This is a genomic window from Paenimyroides aestuarii, from assembly GCF_024628805.1.
GTDB lineage: Bacteria > Bacteroidota > Bacteroidia > Flavobacteriales > Flavobacteriaceae > Flavobacterium > Flavobacterium aestuarii_A.
Genome location: NZ_CP102382.1, coordinates 746,641 through 761,187, shown reverse-complemented (window position 1 = coordinate 761,187; position 14,547 = coordinate 746,641). Strand labels below are relative to the sequence as shown.

10 protein-coding genes and 1 pseudogene are annotated in these 14,547 nt (G+C 34.9%); 4 read left to right on the top strand and 7 right to left on the bottom strand.

Annotated elements, in window-relative coordinates; all coding sequences use genetic code 11:
* Positions 1–224: 224 nt before the first annotated feature.
* The 3 genes and pseudogenes from NPX36_RS03720 to NPX36_RS03710 all read right to left on the bottom strand — a co-directional run bounded on the left by NPX36_RS03720 (position 225) and on the right by NPX36_RS03710 (position 3,833).
* Positions 225–913: pseudogene (locus NPX36_RS03720) on the bottom strand (Bax inhibitor-1/YccA family protein).
* Positions 914–1,018: 105 nt separating this feature from the next.
* Positions 1,019–1,615, bottom strand: a complete 597-nt coding sequence (locus NPX36_RS03715; protein WP_257500071.1) for a lipoprotein signal peptidase — start codon at positions 1,613–1,615, stop codon at positions 1,019–1,021.
* A gap of 163 nt (positions 1,616–1,778) precedes the next feature.
* On the bottom strand, positions 1,779–3,833 hold the full coding sequence (locus NPX36_RS03710) for a M13 family metallopeptidase (RefSeq protein WP_397376456.1): 2,055 nt from the start codon (positions 3,831–3,833) through the stop codon (positions 1,779–1,781).
* Between the two features lie 124 nt (positions 3,834–3,957).
* Between NPX36_RS03710 and NPX36_RS03705 the strand changes: the two genes are divergently transcribed.
* The 3 genes from NPX36_RS03705 (at position 3,958) to feoB (ending at position 7,158) form a co-directional block, all read left to right on the top strand.
* On the top strand, positions 3,958–4,656 hold the full coding sequence (locus NPX36_RS03705; protein ID WP_257500070.1) for an SCO family protein: 699 nt from the start codon (positions 3,958–3,960) through the stop codon (positions 4,654–4,656).
* 171 nt (positions 4,657–4,827) lie between these two features.
* Positions 4,828–5,052, top strand: a complete 225-nt coding sequence (locus NPX36_RS03700) for a FeoA family protein (protein WP_257500069.1) — start codon at positions 4,828–4,830, stop codon at positions 5,050–5,052.
* Positions 5,053–5,058: 6 nt separating this feature from the next.
* Positions 5,059–7,158, top strand: a complete 2,100-nt coding sequence (gene feoB / locus NPX36_RS03695) for a ferrous iron transport protein B (RefSeq protein WP_257500068.1) — start codon at positions 5,059–5,061, stop codon at positions 7,156–7,158.
* Between the two features lie 209 nt (positions 7,159–7,367).
* Here the strand turns inward: feoB and NPX36_RS03685 are convergent, their stop codons facing one another.
* The 4 genes from NPX36_RS03685 to NPX36_RS03670 all read right to left on the bottom strand — a co-directional run bounded on the left by NPX36_RS03685 (position 7,368) and on the right by NPX36_RS03670 (position 12,093).
* On the bottom strand, positions 7,368–9,671 hold the full coding sequence (locus NPX36_RS03685; protein WP_257500066.1) for an O-antigen ligase family protein: 2,304 nt from the start codon (positions 9,669–9,671) through the stop codon (positions 7,368–7,370).
* Positions 9,672–9,867: 196 nt separating this feature from the next.
* Positions 9,868–10,587 carry a phytanoyl-CoA dioxygenase family protein gene (locus tag NPX36_RS03680; RefSeq protein ID WP_257500719.1) on the bottom strand — a complete coding sequence of 240 codons (720 nt, stop codon included), beginning with the start codon at positions 10,585–10,587 and terminating at the stop codon, positions 9,868–9,870.
* Between the two features lie 17 nt (positions 10,588–10,604).
* Positions 10,605–11,435 carry a ZIP family metal transporter gene (locus NPX36_RS03675; RefSeq protein WP_257500065.1) on the bottom strand — a complete coding sequence of 277 codons (831 nt, stop codon included), beginning with the start codon at positions 11,433–11,435 and terminating at the stop codon, positions 10,605–10,607.
* 1 nt (position 11,436) lies between these two features.
* On the bottom strand, positions 11,437–12,093 hold the full coding sequence (locus NPX36_RS03670; protein WP_257500064.1) for a metal-dependent transcriptional regulator: 657 nt from the start codon (positions 12,091–12,093) through the stop codon (positions 11,437–11,439).
* Between the two features lie 93 nt (positions 12,094–12,186).
* On the opposite strand from NPX36_RS03670, the gene NPX36_RS03665 reads away from it, so the two are divergent.
* Positions 12,187–14,439, top strand: a complete 2,253-nt coding sequence (locus tag NPX36_RS03665) for a TonB-dependent receptor plug domain-containing protein (RefSeq protein WP_257500063.1) — start codon at positions 12,187–12,189, stop codon at positions 14,437–14,439.
* The last annotated feature ends 108 nt before the right edge of the window (positions 14,440–14,547 follow it).

Here is a 14,547-nt window from a genome sequence, read left to right as displayed (position 1 = left end):
ATTTATTCTATTGTAGGTTAAAAAAACACGAAAACATAATTGCTAATTTTTACACAACTATATGTATCTCACAAATAAAAGAAAGTAAGCTGTTTAAGTCGGTAAATACGAAAACATTTAGTTTAATCTGAACAAAATTTGCTAAAATTAAGCATTAAAAAAAGTTGCAATTGCAACTTTTTTTTAATCAGTTAAACGTTAATATGTTATATGCTTTAAAAGGCTTAGTTTCTACTCATTAACAAACGCAATACATACCAGAATAATAACATTAACGATGCAAACAATGATAAAGCTGCTGCAATGTATTGGTTGGTTCCAAAGTTGTTTTTAATTTGGTGGGTGTTGTACAAAATAGATCCTGATGCTAAAACAATCATTCCTACTGAAAACCATAAACCTAAATCGAAGTTAAAAAGCATACCGGCAACGATTGCACCTATTGCCACAAAAAATCCAATGGCTAAAATGCTTCGTAGAAATGAAAAATCAGCTTTTGTACTAAATACTACAAAGGTCAATCCTAAAACAAACTCCCTGTAATAATGGCTGCTTGGGTTAATAAATCAGTACCACCTGTATAAAAGATGGCAATATAAAGTATCGGCACAAATATTAATGCTTCAGCAATAATATACAAAAAATACCCTAAATATTGTTGAGGTAAGCTGGCGCTTTTGTATGTTATGTTTTGAGCAATATACGTTACTCCCATAAAGCCTCCTAAAAGCAACAACCACAAATATCCTTGAGTTAAACTAAGCATAAATGTTACTAAAGGCTCTATGCGCAAAAAAGCGGTTTCTAAAATCACAAACGCTACAATGCCCAACGCTAAGTTTAAGTAGGTTTTTTTGTAAAAAGTTGCTTGTTCTTGTTTGGTTGCTTCTGCGGCTAATTGATAAGTATTCATAAGAAATGTATTTTAGTTTTTACTATTTTAATGTATAAATATAAACAAGTTTTTTGTTGAAAAGAAAAAACTTATTTAAAAACTTTTTTGTTGAAAAGAAAAAACTTATTTAAAAACTTTTTTGTTGAAAAGAATTAAGAGACCTACTCCAACAGATATGGCTACGTCGGCAACGTTGAAAATAGCGTTAAAGAATGTAAATTGTTCGCCGCCCCAAAAAGGCAACCAATTAGGTAAATTTCCTCTCCAAATTGGAAAATAAAACATATCTACCACCTTTCCGTGAAACCAAGTTCCATAAGGTTCATCACTAAATAAAGTGGCAATTTGCCCATGACTGTCGTTAAAAAGCACTCCGTAAAAAACCGAATCGATAATATTACCAACTGCGCCTGCCAAAATCAAGGCAATGGCAACAATCAAAATTTTTGATCCTTTCTTTTTTACGGAATCATTCAACCAATAAATAATACCGGCTACTGCGATGATTCTAAAAACGGTAAGCAACAGTTTTCCGTAATTTCCGGGCAGTTCTACACCCCAAGCCATTCCTTCGTTTTCTATAAAATGAATACGGAACCAGTCTAAGCCCAACACCTCAAATCCACCATAAATGGCATAAGTAGTTTTGATATATATTTTTGAAATTTGATCAATGATAATTACTACAATCGCTAAGAATAAAGCCTTGTTAAACGACATAATATGCAAAAATTTTGCACAAATGTAAGTTATTTAAAACAAAAAACGCTCTTAATTAAGAGCGTTTTATCATTTTTTAAATATTGTTTGATAGGTATTGTTTATTCTAATCGGTAGGGATGCTTGTTCTTGTATGTAAAACACAACCCTGCCAAGTTAAAACCTACCAAATCTTCACTCGATTTTTGGGCGAAACGTATAATTTATCTCCTGGTTTAATATCGAAGGCCTCATACCAAGAATCTACGTTTTGCAACGGCACATACGAACGATACATTCCCGGAGCATGTGGATCAGTTTTTACTTGGTTTTTAATGGCTTCATCGCGCATTTTTGTTCTCCAGATGGTTCCCCACGAAATAAAGAAACGTTGTTCCGGCGTGTATCCATCAATCAATCCCGGACGGCCTTTATCTTGTAAATATAACTGTAAACCATCATACGCAGCATTTACTCCACCTAGATCGCCAATGTTTTCGCCTAAGGTAAATTTACCATCAACAAATGTATTTGGAAGCGGTTCTAAAGCCGAGTATTGATCTGCCAAGGCGCCGCCTAATCCTGTGAATTGTTTTAAATCGTCTTCTGTCCACCAGTTAACCAAGTTACCATCGGCATTGTATCGAGAGCCAGAATCATCAAACCCATGCGAAATTTCGTGGCCAATTACAGCGCCAATTCCACCAAAATTCACAGCCATATCGGCCTTGTAATCGTAAAAAGGCGGTTGTAAAATAGCGGCCGGAAACACAATTTCGTTGTTGGTTGGGTTAAAATAAGCGTTTACCGTTTGTGGCGACATGCCCCATTTGGTTTTATCTACCGGTTTGCCGTATTCTGCCATGTTTTTTGCAAAGCCCCAACGTGCCACGTTTTTCATGTTTTCGTAATACGTTCCAGCGTTTTCAGGTGCTTTAATCTCTAGTTTAGAATAATCTTCCCATTTATCTGGATATCCAATTTTCACGGTCGATTTACGCAATTTGTCAATAGCTCCTTGGCGTGTTGCTGGTGTCATCCACGGTAAATTGTTAATGCGGTTTTCAAACGCCAAAAACACATAATCAATCATCTCTTTTGCTTTTGCTTTCGCTTCCGGTGGAAATTTCTTCTCCACATATAGTTTTCCCAAAGCTTCGCCCACCGTTCCGTTTACCACTTGCAACGCACGTTCTTCAATAGGGCGCTGTGCAATGGCTCCGGTCAATGTTTTTCCGTAGAAATCAAAGTTGGCTTCGTCTATCGCTGTTGTTAAAACTCCTGTGTTTTTATTAATCAGCGTCCATCTTAAATAGGCTTTTAATTCATCAATACTTGCTGTTTTAAAGATATTTTCTAAAGTTTCCATGTATTTGGGCATTGAAACTACCACGTTGTCCACATTTTTTAATCCAGCTGCATTGAAATAGTTATTCCAATTTACAGAAGGTGTTAGTTTTTGCAATTCTGCAACCGACATTGGATTGTAGGTTTTTCTGCGATCGCGACGCTCCACACGGTCTAAACGTGCTTCTGCCATTTTGGTTTCTAAAGCCACAACTTGTGCCGCTTGTTTTTTAGCCGATGCTTCATCAATTCCTAAAAACCGCAACATACGGGCAACGTGTACTTCGTATTTCTGTTTTTTGTCTTGCGAATCGGCATCTTTTGAAACATAATAATCACGGTCGGGCAAACCAATACTTCCTGGTGAAATATTTACTACATTTTTGTTAGAATCCATGGCATCGGCATAAACATACATGCCAAAAAATCCTAAGCCACCTTCGGGCATTTTATCGGTAAGCAACGCCACCACATCTTTTGTGTTTTGTACTTTATTGATTTGATCTAATGTAGATTGAATAGGTTGAATGCCTAATTTGTTGCGTGTTTCTAAATCTAAATACGTTTTAAAAACATTCACCGCTTTCATTTGATCCGAATTTGGATCTAATTTTTTATTGTTAACCGCTTCTTTCAAAATGGTCAACGCATCGATATCGGTATTTTGACGCAATTCATCAAAACTTCCCCAACGGGTTCTGTCTGCAGGAATTTCGGTTTTGTCAAACCATTCCCCGTTTACATATCTAAAGAAATCATCACCTGGCTTCACGTTTTTATCCATGTATTCCAAGTTGATTCCGTGGTTTTCGTTTGATTGATCTTGTGCCTGAACTGTTGCAGTTGCAATCATTAATATTGTTGCAGGCAAGAACATAAATTTTTTATTCATTTTACAATTGATTAGGTATATATCCTTACAAAAATAAAAATATTGCCGAATTAATAGGTTGTTTTATAACTTATTTAACCGTTTTTAGTGGAAACGTTTTGTAATTTCGCACAAAATTGAAGTAATGAAGGCTATTTTTTATCGATACAGATACTTGTTTATAACCATTGGCGTATTGTCGGTTGTGATTCTGTTTTTGTTTTACAATGCTTTGAAACCAGAGAAACATTTACCTATTTATACACCTGCAATGGTAAATCCGGAATTGGTGGATAGTTTGGTGCAGCACGAAAACAATAAACTAAAGCATCAAATTGCCGATTTTTCGTTTCAAAACCAAAACAATGAAACCATTACGCAAAACGAGTATGAAAACGTAATTTATGTTGCTGATTTCTTTTTTACAACTTGCCCCACAATTTGTCCTAAAATGACCGATAATATGGTGTGGTTGCAAAATCAAATCAAAGAAATGCCCGATGTGAAGTTGCTTTCTTTTTCGGTTACTCCTGATATTGATACGCCTGAAGTATTGCGAAAATATGCCGATGAAAAAGGGGTGAACGATGCCAAATGGAACTTGCTCACTGGCGATAAAAAAGCGATTTATTATTTGGCACGACAATCATTTTTGGCGGTGAAGACCGAAACCACCGGAGAGTTGTATGATATGGTACACACCGAAAATTTTATTTTGGTGGATAAAAACAAACGCATTCGTGGTTTTTACGACGGCACCAATTTGGATACAGACAAAGACGACGGCACCAAAAACATGATGCAACTTCTAGAGGATATTAAATGGCTTCGAAATAAAAACTGATTTTTGATGCGCTTTTAATAGATGTTTAAAACGTTTTTAAAACGCTGAAAAGCATATTTCAAAAGTTAAAATATTTATAAATGTTAAGTAATTGTAAAGGGGAATTTTCCAAACATTGGGATTTCCCTTTTTTAATAAGTAGATTTGCAATCTAAAATAAATCTAAATAAGATGATGACGCTGGATTTTGTGAAAAAGGGTCAAAAAGCAGAAATCCTTTCAATAAACACTTTTAAGGTGCCCTTGAAACTAATTGAAATGGGTTGTTTGCCGGGTAATATTGTAGAAGTGTTGCAAATTGCACCATTGTCTGACCCTATATATATAAAAGTAAACGATTCTTTTTTAAGCATTCGCAAAGATTTGGCAAAAGAAATTGAAGTGAAAATGATCTAACAACGCATGAAACAACTAAAAATAGCTTTAATTGGAAACCCCAATGTAGGAAAAACCTCGGTTTTTAATGCGTTAACAGGTTTAAACCAGCATGTGGGCAACTATCCGGGCGTTACTGTGGAACGCAAGTCAGGATCGTTTCATTTATCAAAAGATACAAAAGCAAGTATTGTAGATTTGCCGGGTGTTTATTCCATAAATCCCACCTCAAAAGATGAAGAAATTGCTTTGAATGCTATTTTCGATGCCTCGAACAAAGATTTTCCGGATGTGGTGGTGGTGGTTGCCGAAGTTGAAAACCTAAAACGCAATTTGTTGCTTTTTACACAAGTGAAAGATTTAGGTTTTCCGGTGATTTTAGCTTTGAACATGGCAGATCAAATGGAAAAAAAAGGCATTTCTATTGATGTACCTGCGTTGGAAAAAGCGTTGGATACCAAAATTGTGCTCATTTCTGCAAGAAAAAAAGATGGAATAATTGCTTTAAAAGAAGCGGTATTAAACTATGAAACATATACAACCGACTCTATTTTTGACTTAAAAGCCATAGACGAAGCTTATTTTTCGACTTTAGAACAGTTGTATCCCAATGAAAATCCTTATAAAGTGTGGCTTACACAAACGGGCGTGTATTCTTTTGAAAACATAAGTCCGCTTGTTTCAAGCACCACCGATTTTACCAAATCAACAACCGAAATTAAAAAACTGCAACAGCGCGAAACCATTAAGCGCTATCAGTTCATCAATACTATTTTAAAGGATACTTATGCCATAGATACCACCAAAGCAACCGATATTCGTATGCGTTTTGATCGGGTTTTAACCCATAAAATCGGCGGATACGTGATTTTTTTCTTTGTATTGTTGTTAATCTATGGTTCTATATTTGAATTGGCAGCTTTTCCAATGGATTTTGTAGATGGTTTGTTTGCAGATTTATCTACTTGGGCTGCCGCTACATTTCCCGAAGGAAAACTCACCGATTTAATTGCCAACGGAATTATTCCCGGATTAGGCGGTGTGTTGATGTTTGTGCCCCAAATTGCGATTTTGTTTTTCTTAATATCTATTTTAGAAGAAACCGGCTACATGAGTCGGGTGGTTTTTTTAATGGATCGCATCATGAAACCCTTTGGATTGAGTGGCAAATCGGTAGTTCCGTTAGTGTCGGGAACTGCTTGTGCCATTCCAGCAATTATGAGCGCCCGAACCATTGAAAACCCCAAAGAGCGGTTAATCACTATGTTGGTTACACCATTCACCACTTGTTCGGCCCGCATTCCGGTATATATCATTATTATATCGCTCATCATTCCGCGCAGTTACATTTTTGGTATTATTCCCTTGCAAGCTTTTGTAATGACCATGATGTATGTAATAGGATTTTTAGCAGCATTAGTAGCTGGTTGGGTGCTAAGCAAAATCATTAAAAGATATAAAGATTCCTTTTTTGTGATTGAAATGCCCACCTATAAAGTACCTATTTTAAAGAATGTGTTTTTAAATATGTATGAAAAAGTTATTTCGTATATCGTTGGTGCCGGAAAAATTATTTTAGCATTATCGGTTATTTTGTGGTTTTTAGGTTCACACGGACCAAGCGATACTTTTGGAAAAGCCTCGCAAATAGTTAGCGGAAAACATATCAATGAAAATTTATCGGAAGAAGAATTGCAAAGCGAAATTTCGGGTTATCAATTAGAACATTCGTATATTGGAATTATAGGCAGAACAATCGAACCTGTTTTTCGTCCGCTGGGATACGATTGGAAAATAAGCATTGCGGTTTTAACATCGTTTGCAGCCCGTGAAGTTTTTGTAGGAAATTTAGCTACGCTATACAATTTAGGGGAAGATGCCACAGAAGACGAAGCCAAAATCATCAACCGAATGGCCAATGAAAAACGCCCTGACGGAACAGCTGTTTACACCCTTGCAACCGGTTTTTCGCTGCTATTGTTTTATGCGTTTGCCATGCAGTGTTTATCAACTGTGGCGGTTACCAAAAAAGAAACCAATTCGTGGAAATGGACCTTTCTTCAAATGGCTTTTATGACCACAGTTGCATACATAGCCGCATTTATAGCTTATCAACTTTTAAAATAACATCCATGCAAAATGTAATTGTTTATATCGCCCTGTGTATGGCAGTTGCCTTTCTTTTAAAAAAGTTTGTTTTCAAGAAAAAGAAGAAAGGCAACTGTGGCGACGGCAATTGCGGTTGTGGGTGATTTTTTTGTTGATTGTAAATGGTATTGCTGTATATTGTAGAGCTGTATCCATAAAATCTGTGTAATCTGTTATTAAATTAAAAGTTACTTACACAGTTTTGATGAAATTTCTTTTGAACGAGGATAATTTTTGTCAGCTGCAATTTTTAGAAATTCACAAGCATTTGTGTTGTCTCTTTTCGCTGCATAACATAAACCTATAGTAAACTCAATTTTTCCATCATCTGTTCTATTCGGATATTTAAGCGATTTTTTTAAATACATAATAGCCTTGTCATAATCTTTGTTTCTACTGTAATAATATCCTAGGTTAACGGTCTCTGAAAATTTATCAGAACCATTCGTAAGATTATTTTTTACTAAAAGCTGTTTTTTAGTAATTGTTGTAATACTGTTGTTGCTTTTCTTAGCGTAAAGCGCATTAGTCAAGGAATCAACTTTTAATCTTGATTCTATCGGAAATTTATCATTTTCAAATTTGACAAAATTTATCAATTTTTCTTTATTATAATTAAGAAAAGTTAATGAAAACGCAGCTTCTTTCAAAGCATTAATATCGCCATGAATTTTATTATAATGTTTATATGCATTAAAAATTTCGGTTGAATCTTTGTTTACAATCGCCATTTTTAAAAGTCTTTTGTAAATTTCAATATTCCAAGCTCGGCGATAGAAAGAAGACTTTAAATCGATATAAGCACTATCATTTTGTCCTCTTTTTAAATGAATATAATATTTGTAAAAATCCGCTTTTCCAATATAAGGATTTATCTTGTTCGCACGGTCGAAATATTTTAAAGCTTCGTCGAAATTATTTTCAACATAAAACAATGTTCCAATATATTCATCAAACGAAGCTGTAGAGGTTTGTAAAATATTTGGGAATTTAGGATCAAGTTTTAAAATATCACTTGCTTTCATCTTGGGTTTAGCTGTAATATCATTATGAACAGGATCCTGATATATTTTTGTTTCCATAAGCATTGTTTGGTAGCTATAATAGGTAACATATAATGGTGTTATTGCAAAAAGGATACAAATTATTCCCCAAAAGCTGTATCTAGGAAATTTGGAATCCTCAGTAGTTTCTTGAGCATTTCTTAATGAATTTAAAATACTAATTACTAATAGTAGAATAAATGCCAATTGCATAGTTGGGCGATAACGCGGAAAATTAAAAAAAGCGTCAATACCATAAACAATTAAAAGAAGTAAGGCTAATAGCGCAACTGTTTGTTTATCGTCAAATTCTTTTTTCTTAAAAAGTATTCTAAGATTAACAAATAATAAAGCAATAAATAACGAAAAATATAAAACACCATTTAATACTCCAGTTTCAGCAAATGTTTCCATGAAGTCATTATGCGGATGAAACGAAAAATGGTTCGTCTTTGGAGGTTCATAGGGTGTTGCTTCAATACTCCAATTTCCAATCCCGATACCTAAAACAGGATTTTTTTCTGTCATTTTTGCTGCATTTTTCCATAGAAAAAGCCTTACATCGCCAGAATTTATTTGTTGTAAACGTTCAACTGCTGATGTATTACCTAGTCTGCCTTCATCGTTAACATTCTTTTTAACAGAATTTGTGTACAGAAATGCAGCTATAAAAGGTAATAGTAAAAATGGTATTTTGTAAACTAAAAAATGTTTTGTGACAAGTTTATTTTTAAGAATATATATTGATATAACAAGAAAAATGATTATTAAAGTTAGCAATGAAGCACGGGCATTAATAAAGAATATACAAATAAGACTTAAAGATAATGAAACTGTTAGGAACCATTTTGCCAAAACGTGTTTGTAGTGTAAAATCGCAATAAACATAAATGGTAGTTTAGTAAGCAAACTAGCCGAAAAAATATTTATATTACCCGTATTGCCTCTCAGATATATTGAAATCTCGTTTGCTACGGTACTACTATTGGAAAAATTAATGTTACTAAGTGCTTTTCCAGCCTGAAGAAATGCAAAAAAACCTACTAAAAAAGCTATTTTAAAAATCAAGTAAAACCTACTTTGCAATAAAATGATGAAGTTTATAAAAGCCATTAAAAAAACAGCAAGTTGCGACAGCCTAAATATACTTAAATTTTGGTTGTTAGCGCATAAAGCAGAAATACAACACAGTGAAAAAAAAGCAATATATCCCCAAAAAATATAATTTTTTTTAAAAGATATTTTTATGAGATTCATTCTTAATTGTGGAATAAGAAAGATACAAGTGGAAACTACAATGTTTAATATATTCAAATAGAGATATTGTGACTCTGCAGTTCTTATACCTTTTGATGGGAAGAGTTCAATAATTAGATACCCAATCACAAAAAAAAGCGTCAAAAAATCATAAAAATTTAATTTATTTTGTGGTTTTGCTTCATCAAACATATTCATTTACTTTAAATTAGCCCCTTTGTTAGGCAGTAAGTTCTTCTTGCAAATCTAATATAATTTTATAATAATTTAACACTCTTAAGTTTAATGATGGTTTGGATTATATATTTGTTATAGTTTTTGGAGTCTGTAAGCTATAAGGTATAGTCAGTGAAAATTCTTGCTATTTTTGGTTGAAATGTTTACAACATTAAAATTCTTGCTTTTCAGCCCAATTTAATTCTTTTGGGAGATTGATATTGGATAATTCTATATGAAGCACTCTTCGTTTCTCATTGTTTGTTGTTTTGCCCGAACTGTGTAGCAACAATGGTTTCATAAGCATCACTCCACCTTTAGCAACATCGCAAGTTGTTTCTTTTTCATTTTTCCAATCAATGTTTTCTGCTCTGTAGATTCCTTTTGAATGAGAATTTTCAATTACCTTCAACGCGCCGTTTTCAGAATTTGTTTCATCCAAATGAATTCGTAGGGTTGTAATATTCTCTAAAACCGAAATTGGAGGTTGAACCGCAAATTGATTTTGCTTTTTGGTCCAATTAATAAAATTTTCGATTTCTGCTTTTTTATCTACCGAAATGGTTAAATCTTGATGGTAAGCCACATACCAATTAGATTTTTCGGGTTTGTCAAAATAGATGCTTTTCACAATGAAATAATCATTACCTACAATATGTGCAATCAATTTGCGAAGGTTATCATTAAAAACAAATGGAATCATCTCTGGGATTTCTTTCAAAACTTGCCTTATCGCAAATAAATCTACCGATTTTCTAAAAGTAGTTTTGGTTTGATCGGCTTTGTCAATGCAAGATATGATAGATTCTATTTCGGTATCAGTATAAATTCCCTCCACAATAGAAAATCCTTTGTTGTTTAAGCTATCTTTCGCAGTATTAAAATAGTTCATCATTATATTTCTCTTAATTACCCCAAAGCCACATCCAGCATCATCATTACAATAAAACCGCCAATAAAGCCAAGGGTGGCAATATCTCCGTTATCGCCTTGTTGGGTTTCGGGCACTACTTCTTCAATCACCACAAAAATCATGGCACCGGCTGCAAAGGCTAATGCGTAAGGCAAAATCGGCGTAAAAAAGCCAACAGCCAATGCCCCAATCACAGCCGCAACGGGTTCCACCAATGCAGAGCTTTGTCCGTACATAAAACTTTTGCCTTTGCTCATTCCCGCCCGGCGCAACGGAAATGAAACCGCCAAACCTTCGGGTAAATTTTGCAAACCAATTCCAATTGCCAACGTTAACGCCCCAGCAATAGTTGCTTCGGGTATTCCGGCAGCCACACCACCAAACAAAACACCAACTGCCAAACCTTCGGGAATGTTGTGCAGCGTAATCGCTAAAACCAATAAAGTTGTTTTTTGCCAAGGCGTTTTGGTTTTCACGCCTTCTGCTTTCGATTCGGGGTGATTCAAATGCAAATGCGGCAACACTTTATCCAAGCCAAACAAAAACAAAGCACCCAATGCAAAACCTACTGCTGCGGGAACCACCTTTATAAAACCCTCGCCTTGGCTCATTTTAATTGCGGGAGCCAGCAAACTCCAAAAACTGGCTGCAATCATCACGCCGCCTGTGAAACCAAGCATGCCGTCTAACATTTTTTTGCTAGGATTGCGAAAAACAAAAACCAATGCGGCGCCAATTGCGGTTAACGACCAAGTAAATAATCCGGCGAAAAGTGCTGCCCAAACCGGATCTACCGATTCAAAAAAAGCGATGAGTTGATCGAACATATTAAATTTTCTTTACAAATAAATTTTGAGCCACAACTTTAGAAAGTGTTAACTCGGTTGATTGAAAAAGTACCGTTACTGAATGGTCGAAATTTTCGTGTTTTAAAATTTTAAACGTGCTTCCAAGAGCAATTTTTTGTCGATCTAAATATTGCAAAAATGCAGGCGAAGTGTCTTTCACACCCACACACATATATTCGCTGTTTACTTTTGCCTCTGTGAGCAACTCTTTTTCTCGGTACGGAATTTCGCCTTTCGCATTTGGAATAGGGTCGCCATGCGGATCTTCTTTCGGATAATCTAAAAAAGCATCTAGTGCGTTTATCAATTTTTCCGACTTGATATGTTCCAATTCTTCGGCAACATCGTGCACTTCATCCCAATTAAAATGTAGTTTATCCACCAAAAAAACTTCCCATAAACGGTGTTTTCTAATAATCATTTTGGCTGTTTGTATCCCCAATTTAGTGATAAAAACGCCTTTGTATCGTTCGTGTGTAATTAATTTTTTCTCTTTTAATTTCTTTATCATATCGGTAACCGATGACGCTTTGGTATCAATTTTTTGAGCAATGGCATTGGTAGAAATGCCATTATCTTCGGTTTGCGATAAATGATAAATTATTTTTAAATAGTTTTCTTCGGAATGAGTAAGCATAGTTTCAAATAAATATCAAATATAAATAAATAATTGAATTCTATATTTAGATGTTTAAAAAATATTTTTAGATTTGTCTAAAAATTAAATAAAATGAAACTAATTATATTTTTCGTGGTGTTTATTTCTTTTCAGAGTGTTACTGCACAAGTTTCTTTCAAGGGAAAGGTGACAAATAATGGATTGCCTGTTGAAACAGTTGTTTATATTGAAGAAATTGATACGGAATTGCCTACAAACGCCGATGGATATTTTTATTATGAATTTGAAAAAGAAGGTTTGTATCATGCCAAAATTCAGAATGAAAATGGATTTATACAAGATTTTGAGTGGATGGTATCGGCTGATAATCCACAGTTTCATTTTATTTTAAACCAAGAACCAGTTGCTGATCAATTAGACGAAATTGTGATTTCGGGCAGTTTAAAACCTGTGCTTCGGTCTGAAAGTTTAATGCCGGTAGAGGTATATACACCTACTTTTTTCAAAAAAAATCCAACCCCAAATATTTTTGAAGCCCTTCAAAATGTCAATGGCGTAAAGCCGCAGGTTAATTGCAGTGTTTGCAATACGGGCGATATTCATATTAACGGCTTAGAAGGACCTTATACTTTTGTTTTAATTGATGGAATGCCCATTGTAAGCGGCTTGTCAACCGTTTATGGTTTGTCGGGTATTCCGAATTCGTTGATAGAGAAAGTAGAAATCGTGAAAGGTCCGGCATCGTCGTTATACGGTAGTGAAGCTGTGGGTGGATTGATCAATATCATTACAAAAAATCCGTTGTATGCATCAAAATATGCGGTGGATGTTTTTGGAACTTCGTGGGGTGAAATCAATACCGATTTGGGTCTTTCTTTAAAAGTTTCAGATAAAGTGCATTGGTTAATGGGGGCTAATTACTTTAATTACTCCAATCCCATCGACAAAAATAAAGACGGATTTACCGATATAACTTTGCAAGACCGTATTTCATTTTTTAATAAATTTACGTTTGATCGCAACTCAAAAAAGCAATTAGCAGTTGCCACTCGTTATTTTTACGAAGATCGGTGGGGCGGACAAATGAATTGGAACCGCAATTTCCGAGGAGGAACGGATGTGTATGGAGAATCGATTTACACCAACCGCTTTGAATTGCTTGGTTTATACGAATTGCCGTTTACCGAAAAAATTACCAGTCAGTTTTCTTTTACCGCTCACGATCAAAATTCCATGTATGGCGATACACCTTTTCTTGCGAAACAAAACATTGCTTTTGCTCAATTCTATTGGGATAAAACCTATGGAAAACACGATTTTTTGGTGGGAACTGCTGCCCGCTATCAATTGTATGATGACAACAGCGTAGCCACTTCAACAGCAGATGAAACATTTATTCCCAGTTTTTTTGTTCAAGATTCATATAAAATCAACAAGCTTTTCAGTGTGTTGGGCGGTTTGCGATATGATTACCACAAAACCCACAAAAGTATTGTTACGCCCAGACTTGCATTTCGCTATGAATCTAAAAAAGGAACTATTTTGCGTTTAAACACTGGCACAGGTTTTAGGGTTGTGAATTTGTTTACAGAAGAACATGCGGCGCTTTCCGGCGCACGAGAAGTGGTGATTTTAGAAGATTTAAAACCCGAACAATCGTTTAATGTGAATCTGAATTTCCTAAAAACCTGGATGTTGAAAGATGATTTAATGCTTCAAGCCGAAGCAGCAGCTTGGTACACTCATTTTACCAATTCCATTATCCCTGACTATGACACCAACCCCAATGAAATTATTTATAAAAATTTAGAAGGATATGCCGAAACTAAAGGAATCAGCCTAAATGTGGATGCAGTGTATGCCAATAATTTAAAAATGATGTTGGGGGTAACGGTGCAAGATGTGGGTAAGGTAGAAAAGGGTGTGCGTACCCAACAGATTCTTACTGAAAATTTTTCGGGCACTTGGGTGGTTTCCTACACTTTTAATAATGTAAACCTTACGGTTGACTATTCTGGAAATGTATATGGACCGATGCGTTTGCCTTTGGTTAGTGCATTAGATCCGCGTTTGCCTTATTCTAAAACCTATAGTTTACAAAATATTCAATTTACATATAAAGGTTTTAAGCATTTTGAAATCTATGGAGGTGTGAAAAATATTTTGAATTGGACACCCAACAAAAACAATCCGTTTTTAATTGCTCGTTCACATGATCCCTTTGACAAAAATGTGCAATATGATGCTAATGGAACGGCTTTGGTAACGGCTGAAAATCCGTATGGTTTAGTGTTTGATCCCACTTATATTTATGCACCAAACCAAGGTATTAGAACGTTTTTTGGAGTGCGATACAGCTTTTAAAATTGTGTTAAAAAATATTTATTTTAAGCAAAAATTTCACTATGTATTTGTTTTTCAGTATCTTTGCCTTTGTGTTAAAATTAAAAGGTGCTTTTTAACAATAAAAAA

Coding starts and splice junctions, on each gene's coding strand:
- NPX36_RS03715 (WP_257500071.1), bottom strand. CDS start 1,615: ATGTCGTTTAACAAGGCTTTATTCTTAGCGATTGTAGTAATTATCATT.
- NPX36_RS03710 (WP_397376456.1), bottom strand. CDS start 3,833: ATGAATAAAAAATTTATGTTCTTGCCTGCAACAATATTAATGATTGCA.
- NPX36_RS03705 (WP_257500070.1), top strand. CDS start 3,958: ATGAAGGCTATTTTTTATCGATACAGATACTTGTTTATAACCATTGGC.
- NPX36_RS03700 (WP_257500069.1), top strand. CDS start 4,828: ATGATGACGCTGGATTTTGTGAAAAAGGGTCAAAAAGCAGAAATCCTT.
- feoB (WP_257500068.1), top strand. CDS start 5,059: ATGAAACAACTAAAAATAGCTTTAATTGGAAACCCCAATGTAGGAAAA.
- NPX36_RS03685 (WP_257500066.1), bottom strand. CDS start 9,671: ATGTTTGATGAAGCAAAACCACAAAATAAATTAAATTTTTATGATTTT.
- NPX36_RS03680 (WP_257500719.1), bottom strand. CDS start 10,587: ATGAACTATTTTAATACTGCGAAAGATAGCTTAAACAACAAAGGATTT.
- NPX36_RS03675 (WP_257500065.1), bottom strand. CDS start 11,435: ATGTTCGATCAACTCATCGCTTTTTTTGAATCGGTAGATCCGGTTTGG.
- NPX36_RS03670 (WP_257500064.1), bottom strand. CDS start 12,093: ATGCTTACTCATTCCGAAGAAAACTATTTAAAAATAATTTATCATTTA.
- NPX36_RS03665 (WP_257500063.1), top strand. CDS start 12,187: ATGAAACTAATTATATTTTTCGTGGTGTTTATTTCTTTTCAGAGTGTT.